General features: G+C 69.0%; 10 protein-coding genes and 3 pseudogenes. 3 read left to right on the forward strand and 10 right to left on the reverse strand.

The window, feature by feature from the left end; genetic code table 11:
- Positions 1-303: 303 nt before the first annotated feature.
- Both AC0IW9_RS29655 and AC0IW9_RS29660 read left to right on the forward strand, forming a co-directional pair.
- Positions 304-414, forward strand: a pseudogene (locus AC0IW9_RS29655) (IS630 family transposase); the annotation flags it as partial.
- 73 nt (positions 415-487) lie between these two features.
- Positions 488-586: pseudogene (locus AC0IW9_RS29660) on the forward strand (hypothetical protein); the annotation flags it as partial.
- 230 nt (positions 587-816) lie between these two features.
- On the opposite strand, the gene AC0IW9_RS29665 reads toward AC0IW9_RS29660, so the two are convergent.
- The 10 genes from AC0IW9_RS29665 to AC0IW9_RS29710 form a co-directional block, all read right to left on the reverse strand.
- A complete protein-coding gene (locus tag AC0IW9_RS29665) occupies positions 817-1,122 on the reverse strand; it encodes a permease (RefSeq protein ID WP_471651912.1) in 306 nt (101 codons plus the stop codon).
- Positions 1,123-1,131: 9 nt separating this feature from the next.
- On the reverse strand, positions 1,132-1,332 hold the full coding sequence (locus AC0IW9_RS29670; protein ID WP_471651913.1) for a YgaP family membrane protein: 201 nt from the start codon (positions 1,330-1,332) through the stop codon (positions 1,132-1,134).
- A gap of 61 nt (positions 1,333-1,393) precedes the next feature.
- Positions 1,394-1,810: a thioredoxin family protein gene (locus AC0IW9_RS29675; protein ID WP_471651914.1), complete on the reverse strand. Its 417-nt coding sequence runs from the start codon at positions 1,808-1,810 to the stop codon at positions 1,394-1,396.
- A gap of 164 nt (positions 1,811-1,974) precedes the next feature.
- Positions 1,975-2,436 (reverse strand): DUF6691 family protein, encoded by a 462-nt coding sequence (locus AC0IW9_RS29680; protein WP_471651915.1) that lies wholly within the window; start codon positions 2,434-2,436, stop codon positions 1,975-1,977.
- Between the two features lie 4 nt (positions 2,437-2,440).
- Entirely contained in the window at positions 2,441-2,863 is a 423-nt protein-coding gene (locus AC0IW9_RS29685; protein ID WP_471651916.1) for a YeeE/YedE family protein, read from the reverse strand.
- 23 nt (positions 2,864-2,886) lie between these two features.
- Entirely contained in the window at positions 2,887-4,560 is a 1,674-nt protein-coding gene (locus AC0IW9_RS29690) for a bifunctional protein tyrosine phosphatase family protein/NAD(P)/FAD-dependent oxidoreductase (protein WP_471651917.1), read from the reverse strand.
- Positions 4,561-4,582: 22 nt separating this feature from the next.
- On the reverse strand, positions 4,583-5,476 hold the full coding sequence (locus tag AC0IW9_RS29695; RefSeq protein ID WP_471651921.1) for an MBL fold metallo-hydrolase: 894 nt from the start codon (positions 5,474-5,476) through the stop codon (positions 4,583-4,585).
- Between the two features lie 29 nt (positions 5,477-5,505).
- Positions 5,506-6,276: a sulfite exporter TauE/SafE family protein gene (locus tag AC0IW9_RS29700; protein WP_471651918.1), complete on the reverse strand. Its 771-nt coding sequence runs from the start codon at positions 6,274-6,276 to the stop codon at positions 5,506-5,508.
- Entirely contained in the window at positions 6,273-6,716 is a 444-nt protein-coding gene (locus AC0IW9_RS29705; RefSeq protein WP_471651919.1) for an ArsR/SmtB family transcription factor, read from the reverse strand. Before AC0IW9_RS29705 ends, AC0IW9_RS29700 begins: the two co-directional genes overlap by 4 nt.
- The gene (locus AC0IW9_RS29710) at positions 6,713-7,420 is read right to left on the reverse strand and encodes a peroxiredoxin (protein WP_471651920.1); all 708 of its coding nucleotides are present in this window, start codon (positions 7,418-7,420) and stop codon (positions 6,713-6,715) included. Before AC0IW9_RS29710 ends, AC0IW9_RS29705 begins: the two co-directional genes overlap by 4 nt.
- A 337-nt stretch (positions 7,421-7,757) precedes the next feature.
- Between AC0IW9_RS29710 and AC0IW9_RS29715 the strand changes: the two are divergent.
- A pseudogene (locus AC0IW9_RS29715) lies at positions 7,758-7,926 on the forward strand (IS630 family transposase); the annotation flags it as partial.

Raw genomic sequence — 7,926 nt, forward strand, 5'->3', positions numbered from 1 at the left:
CTCGTCGCCCCGATCCGATGTCCGCACTGCCATCGCAAGCTCAGGCCACCACCTGATTTCGGACTGCCCAGGTAGTGTTAGTGTCCTGACCGTGAAATAGCTAGCCACTACTGCTTGGCTGTGATTCGCTGCGGGTCGCGGTGGAGATGGGGCATGGCGGCACCGAGGGCGGTTCGGATCAAGTTGTCGGAGGCCGAGCGCGGTGGGCTGGAGGCGCGGCTGCGCCGGCGGAAGGTGGCCCGTGGTGATGCGCTGCGGGGGCCGCAGCCGTTGCTGCCGCTGCGTCCCGGCCAGGCCGAGCGGCGCATTCACGACGACAAGCGCTGCGGCACGACTTCGCTGTTCGCCGCGCTCAACGTGAAGGCCGGCATCGTCATCGGCACGTGCATGCCGCGGCACCGGGCGGCAGAGTTCCGGTCGGGGTAGTGCCCCGACCCTCGGCACGGTCGAGACCCGTGTGCCGGCGGACCTCGACGTCCACGGGGTGATGGACAATGCCGCAAGCCACAAGACGAAGCTCGTCCGGGACTGGTTTGCTAGGCCGCCGCGCGGGCATGTCCATTACGCGCCCACCTCAGCCTCCTGGATCAACCAGGTCGAGCGGTTCTTTGCACTGCTAACTGGTGACGCCATCCGGCGAAGCGCGCGCCGCTCCACAGCGGAACCCGAAGCCGCCATCAGCGCCTACATCGACGCTCACAACGTCGATCCGCAGCCATTCAACTGGAGCAAAAGCGCCGACGACATCCTCGCCGCCGTCCAACGCTTCTGCCAATGCACAGTGGACGTCCAGGCAAAGTGCCTGGAACTTCTCGGTCAGAGCATTAGCACCTTGATGGTCTTCATGGTCACGATCCTTCGGGCAAACAGCAGGTTGAACAGGAAGCCGACAGCGAGGATGCCGATCGTCACGCTGCTAACGGAAACCATGATCAGCCTCATCGTCAGCATCTTGCGCAGGATCACCATCCCCGGCAGCGACAGCGCAGTGACCGACATCATGAAAGCGAGCGCGGTGCCGAGCGCCGCGCCCTTGCTGATCAGGGCTTCCACTACGGGAATGATGCCTGCCACGGCCATGTAGACCAGCGCGACGCCGGCCAGGACGGCGCTGCGATGCAATTGCTTGGATCAGGCGCGACGCCGGTCGAGCGGACAGGTGTTCACGCCAAGCAGGCTGTAGAGGGGGCAATTGCCGATCAGCCCGGTTGCCAGTGGCACGATGCCGACCAGCCCCCACCAGCCGAGTGGGCCGAACCAGCCGAGCGCGAGGAGAATTAGCCCGGTCACGATCCGCAACCCTTTGTCGATGTTACCCACATTACGTGTCATCTGCGTTCTCCTGCTTGATTGCGGAGACTATCGACCATCTTCGAAATTGCATTGCGCTGGCTCAATTGGCTGCGCTGACGCCGGCCCATGCGATGATACCGCGGGCGGGCAGGGCGCCGGCCTGGCGCGCGGCCTCACGCCCACCAGCAAACAGGGCGAGCGTCGGAATGCTGCGGGTCGCCAATTCAGCGGCAAGTTGTGGCGCTTCCTCGGTTGAGACCTCGATCAGCCGCAGGCGCGGTTCGAGCGTTCGTGCCGCCGCCTCCAAGGCGGGCGCCATCTCGCGCCACGGACCGCACCAAGATGCCCAGAAATCTACCAGTGGCGGGATGCCGCTATGCCGGAGACGCGGCAGAAGCGCGCCTCGGCCAGGGCGACGGGCTTCACCTCGAACAACGCGGATCGTCGCCGAGGCGCGCGGCCGGACGCGATTAATGGCGTCGCAATGTGAGCAGACGACATGGAGCGACGTGTCCATGGCGGGTTCCTCTGTCAGTTCGTGGCCCGGGATACTTCGGGGTTGGCACGCAGCCGGTCCTGGATCGGCTTCCACGGCCCGTAGCGGTGCTGCTCCTGCGTGAATGGCCCGACGAAGGGCGGCATGCTGTTGTCCTTCCGCAAAAAATTTGTGCCTGCGGTCCGTCAGCCCGGCCGCGCCGCTGCCGGTCCGGTGCCAGCGGCGCCGCCACGTCCCGCACCCGTCAAAAGGTGGTGGATTTCCATCCCGCCCAGCATCGCGGCCACGAAGGCCAGCCCAGGCCAGCCGCCGAAGCCGATCGAGGCCAGGGCAGGCCCCGGGCAGAAACCCGCCAGCCCCCAGCCGATGCCGAACAGCGCCGCGCCACCGAGCAGGCGCGCGTCGATCCGCCGCCGCGCCGGCGGCGCGAAGGCGGCGTCGCAGAGCGGTGCCTCCAACCGGCCGCCGAGCCGGAAGCCGAGCGCCGCCACCGGGATTGCCGCCGCCATGACGAAGGCGAGGCTGGGGTCCCAGTCGCCTGCGATATCGAGGAAGCCGAGCACCTTCGCCGGGTTCACCATCCCCGAGACGACGAGGCCAAGGCCGAACAGCACGCCGGAGGCAAGGGCAGCCAGGATCCGCGACATCGGCTCAGCCTCCCAGCACGTGGCGCGACAGGAAGACCGTCGCCGCAGCGGTTGCCATGAACACCCCGGTCGCCACGATCGAGCGCGGCGAGAGCCGGGCGATGCCGCAGACGCCGTGGCCGCTGGTGCAGCCCGCGCCGAGCCGCGTGCCGAAGCCGACGAGCAGCCCCGCCAGCACCAGGCGTGCCGGATCGGCCGCGATCAGCACCTCCGGCGCGCCGAGGGCCGCAGCATACAGCAGCGGCGCCCCGACCAAGCCACCGAGAAAGGCGAGCCGCCAGCCATGCTCGCCGGCCGGCGCTTCGGCGAGCCCGCCGAGGATGCCGCTGATGCCGGCGATGCGGCCGAGCGCAACCCAGAGCAGCGCCGCTGCCGCGCCGACCAGCGCGCCGCCCGCCGCGGCCGAATAAGGGGTGAACTGCGTCATCCGATGCCTCCCCGGTCCATGGCTCAGGCCGTCAGCTCCGGCTGTGCCAGCCATTCCCGGCCGCGCAGCATCGCTTTCCAATAGACCCAGGGCAGCATGCGCTCCTTCAGCAGCCAGGCGAGGCGGCTCGGCCGCCTTCCGTCGATCAGCCAGGCCGGGAAGCTTGGCAACAGCTTGCCGCCATAGCCGAACTCCGCCAGTACGATGCGACCTCGCTCGACGGTCAGCGGGCAGGAGCCGTAGCCGTCGTAAAGCGCGTCGCCCCCGCGCACCGCCCCCATGTCGCGCAGCAGGTTGTGCGCGACGATCGGCGCCTGCTTGCGGGCGGCCGCGGCGGTCTTGGCATTCCGTGCGTTGCAGGCGTCGCCGAGGCCGTAGATGCCGGGGAAGCGAGCGTGGCGGAGAGTCGCTTGGTCCACGTCAAGCCAGCCCGCGGCATCGGCCAGCGGCGAGGCGTCCAGGAAGTCGGGCGCCGTCTGCGGCGGCACCACATGGAGCATGTCGAAGCGCCGCTCAACCTGCTCGGCCGCGCCGTCACGGCCGGTGCGGGTGAACCAAGCGGTGCGCGCCGGCCCGTCCACCCGCGTCAGCCTCTCCTGGAAGTCGAGCTGGACGCCGTAACGTTCGATGTATTCCATCAGCGCCGGGACGTAGTCCTTCACTCCGAACAGGGCGGCGCCGGCATTGCAGAAGTCGATGCGGATATCGCCGAGCACGCCGCTGCGCCGCCAGTGGTCAGCCGCGAGATACATCGCCTTCTGCGGCGCCCCGGCGCATTTGATCGGCATCGGCGGCTGGGTGAAGACCGCCGTGCCACGCCGCAGCCCGCGCACCAGCTCCCAGGTATAGGGCGCGAGGTCGTAGCGGTAGTTGGAGGTGACACCATTCTGCCCGAGCGTCTCGGGCAGCCCCTCGATTCCGCCCCAGTCGAGCTTGAGGCCCGGGGCGACGACCAGCCGGCCATAGGTGACGATCCGGCAGCCGTCGAGGATGATGGCGTTGTTTGCCGGCTCGAAGGCGGCGACTGCGGCTTTGATCCATGCGACGCCACGCGGAATGAGCGAGGCCATGGTGCGCGCCGTGGTCCGGGCGTCGAAGACGCCGCCGCCCACCATCGTCCAGCCGGGCTGGTAGTAGTGGATGTCGGCGGGGTCGATGATGGCAATGTCGAGGTCGGGGCTGCGCGCCTTCAGGCTGGCGGCAACGGCGATGCCGGCGGCGCCGCCGCCGACCACCACGACCTCGTGCCGTACCTCGCCGGTGGCGGTCGGGGTGCGGCCGCCATGGGCGATCCAGCGGGCGACGCCGGTCATGTCGTAGCCGGCGGCCTTCGCCGTTGCGACGATCTCCGGCAGGGCGCGGCCGCGCGTCGCCTCGGCCAGCGACCAGAGGGTCGCCGAGCGCGTGCCGGTGCGGCAATAGGCGAGCACAGGCTTCGGCAATCGTTCGAGCAGGCGGCCGAAGGCTGCGGCATCGGCGTCCGTCACCTTGCCGGAGACGACCGGCAGGCAGGCGGTCTCGAGCCGCGCTTCGGCCGCAGCGCGCGCGATCTCCTCGAAGCCGGGTTGGTCGGCATCCTCGCCGTCCGGTCGGTTGCAGATGACGGCGCGGTAGCCGAGGGCGGCGAGTTCCGCCACCTCTGCCGGGTGGATCTGCGGCACGACAGAGACGGTCTCAGACAGGCGTTTCACGTCCATGGTGCATCCTCCCTTGCGGTTATCAGAATGCGTCCAGCGGCACTTTGAGGAAGCGCTTGCCATCCGGGCCGGGTGCCGGCAGCTGACCGGCATCCATGTTCACCTGGATCGACGGGATGATCAGCCGCGGCATGCCGAGCGTTGCATCGCGCGCGGTGCGCATGGCGACGAACTCATCCTCGCCGATGCCGTCGCGGACATGGATGTTCTGGGCACGCTCCTCGGCGACGGTGGTCTCCCAGCGGATCTCCCGCCCGTTCGGGCCGTAGTCGTGGCACATGAAGAGCCGCGTCGCCGGCGGCAGCGCGAGGACGCGCCTGATGGAGTGGTACAGCACCCGGGCGTCGCCGCCGGGGAAGTCGGCCCGCGCGGTGCCGCCGTCCGGCATGAAGAGCGTGTCGCCGACGAAGGCGGCATCGCCGATCACATGCGTCATGCAGGCGGGCGTGTGGCCAGGCGTGTGCAGCGCCACCGCGGTCATGCCACCGATCCGGTAGCTGTCGCCGTCGTGGAACAGCCGGTCGAACTGGCTGCCGTCGCGACGGAACTCGGTGCCCTCGTTGAACACCTTGCCGAAGGTGTCCTGCACCACGATGATGCGGTCGCCGATGCTGATCCGGCCGCCGAGCCGCTGCTGTATATAGGGCGAGGCCGAGAGGTGGTCGGCGTGCACATGTGTCTCGATCAGCCATTCGAGGCGGAGGCCGTGCGTGCGGACATGGGCGATGATCGCATCCGCCGAGCGGGTGGCGATGCGCCCCGCCGCCCAGTCAAGGTCGAGCACACTGTCGACGACGGCGCAGGTGGTCGAGCCGGGATCCTTCACCACGTAGCTGATGGTGTTGGTGTCCGCATCGAAGAAGGGCGTGACTTCCGGCTGGGTGCCGGTGTCAATGCCCGCGGGGATGTCCGACATGGCGATGTCCTTCTTGTGGCGCGGGGCTGTCACGCGTGGCCTGCCGAGCGACAGATGATGTAAAGGGCCACGGTGAAGACGACGCCGGCGAAGATGCGGTTCAGCATGTTACGGTCGGCGGCGAGGTGGCAGGCGGCGCGCATGCCGAGCCAGCCGCCAACGATGCCGCCGGCGATGAACTGCCCGGCGACCACCCAGTCCACCAGGCCCGATGCGGCGTAGTTCATGGCGGTGGCTAGGCCGAAGACGCCGACCGCGAGCAGCGAGGTGCCGACGGCGTTGATCATCGACATGCCGGTCGCCAGGATGAGGCCGGGCACGATCAGGAAGCCGCCGCCGATCCCGAAGAAGCCTGAGAGCAGGCCGACACCGAGGCCGACGCCGCCGGCCCGCAGTGCGACCGCGCGGGTCAGCGGGATGGACGCCGCGCCCGCGCCGTCGCGCCGTGGTCGCAGCATGGCGCCGCTTATCACGATCATCATGACGGCGAACAGCAGGATGAGGCGCTCGCCGTCGATCGCCTTGCCGAGGGTCGAGCCGGCCAGCGCCCCGAGGACGCCGGCCACCGAGAAGACCGCGGCGATGCCCCAGCGGACATTGCCTGCTCGCGCATGCCCGGCGAAATTGACGAAGGCATTGGCCGAGACGGCGAGCGCGCCGGTGCCAAGTGCCACATGCGGCGGGAGGCCGACCGCGTAGAGCAGCAACGGGGTTGCAACGATCGATCCGCCGCCGCCGATCAGGCCGAGCACGAAGCCGACGGCGCCGCCGGAGCCGAGCGAGAGGACCGCCTGCATCATGGCCGTGGTCCCTTGCCGGCCGGCATGTCCCAGCCGGCCATGGCGAAGACCCCGGCCTCGCCCGCGGCACGTGACTGCCGCAGAGGCGCGGCTGCGGCGGCTGGGCGCGGCATGGTCTCGGCGGCGCGTGCCGCTGGCGCGACAAGGCCGCCCATGGCGTGGCGCAAAGCCTCCAGCACGCCGACGATGCGGTCGTCTGCGATGCGATAGACGACCGACTTCGCCTCGCGCCGCGTCGCCACCAGTCCGGCCTCGCGCAACGCCGCCAGTTGCTGCGACAGGTTGGGCTGGCGGAGGCCGAGCTCCGCCTCGAAGCCGGCGACCGCCAGCTCGCCCTCGAGCAGCCGGCAGAGGATGCGCAGCCGCATCGGGTGGGCGAGCGCGCGCAGGAACTCCGCCGCGGCGTCCGGAGCGCAGCCGGCGGCGATGCCGGGGCTCATCGCCCAGCGCTCGCCTGGGACAGGTAATACCAGTCCGGGGCACCGGCGGCGCTGCGCGCGGCGGCCTCCTGCACGGTTAGCGGTGGTGGCAGCACGCCCGCCTCGCCAGGCCGCCAGTCGGCCGGCGTGGAGAGTCCGGAAGCGTCGCTCTCCTGCAACGCGGCCAGGGTGCGCAACAACTCCTCGACATTGCGGCCGGTGGTCATGGGATAGTAGCTCAGCATCCGGATGATGCCGGCCGGATCGATCAGGAAGCTGCCACGCACCGTCGCGGTGCTTGTATCGGCCGGGTGAAGCATGCCGTAGGCGCGCGCCAGTCCCATCGAGATGTCCTCGGCGATCGGGAAGGGAATTGCGACGCCGAACCCGGCCTCGATGCTGCGAACCCAGGCGAGGTGGGCGAAGAGGCTGTCGACCGAGAGGCCGAGCAGGTCGCAGCCGAGGGCCTGGAAGCGGTCATGGGCGCGGGCGAAGGCGATGAACTCCGAGGTGCAGACCGGGGTGAAGTCCGCAGGGTGGGAGAACAGCAGCAGCCACCGGCCGCGGTAGTCGGCGAGGCCGCGCTCGCCCCGGGTCGTGCGCACGCGGAACGGCATTGCCGGGGCGCCGAGGCGCGGCGTCCAATCGGTCGCTGCCTCGGGGGCTGCAGGGGCAGCGTCGCGGAGGGCGGTATCGGGGGGCAGGGCATCGGATGGCATTGTCATGGAGCCAATCTCGTAAGCTTTATATACATATAATGATATTATATATTGTAAGATGAAGTAATGCATTCTCTCCACCTCGTGAGGCAGTCCTACACATCCGGCAGAGCACCTCGGAACGGACGCGAGCCGCACAGCGCCAGCCGTTCACCGGACCAACGATCCCTGTGCTGTCGCTGAAGCTCTGCCTCGACTATGGGGACGCTATCAGTCCCAACAGCACCGCAAGCAGACGGTCTCGTCCAGCTCTCAGAGCGTTTCCAGCCTGCCTGAATCACTGGTGATCCCACGGGCTGCACGATGGTGGTTCAGTTGTCCCTCGGCATGAGGGACGATAGTTATATCCAAAGCGCTGTCGGTCGATTTGCGGGAACGCGTGGTGGCGGCGGTGCGCTTTAGGGTGAGCGCGGCGAGCGTAGTCCGCTGGGCGGCGCTGGTGCGGGAGGTGGGCTCGGGCGAGCCAGGGCCGCTCGGTGGGGACCGGCGTTCGGCACGGATCGAGGCACATG

The sequence above is a fragment of the Belnapia sp. AC561 genome, assembly GCF_979252845.1.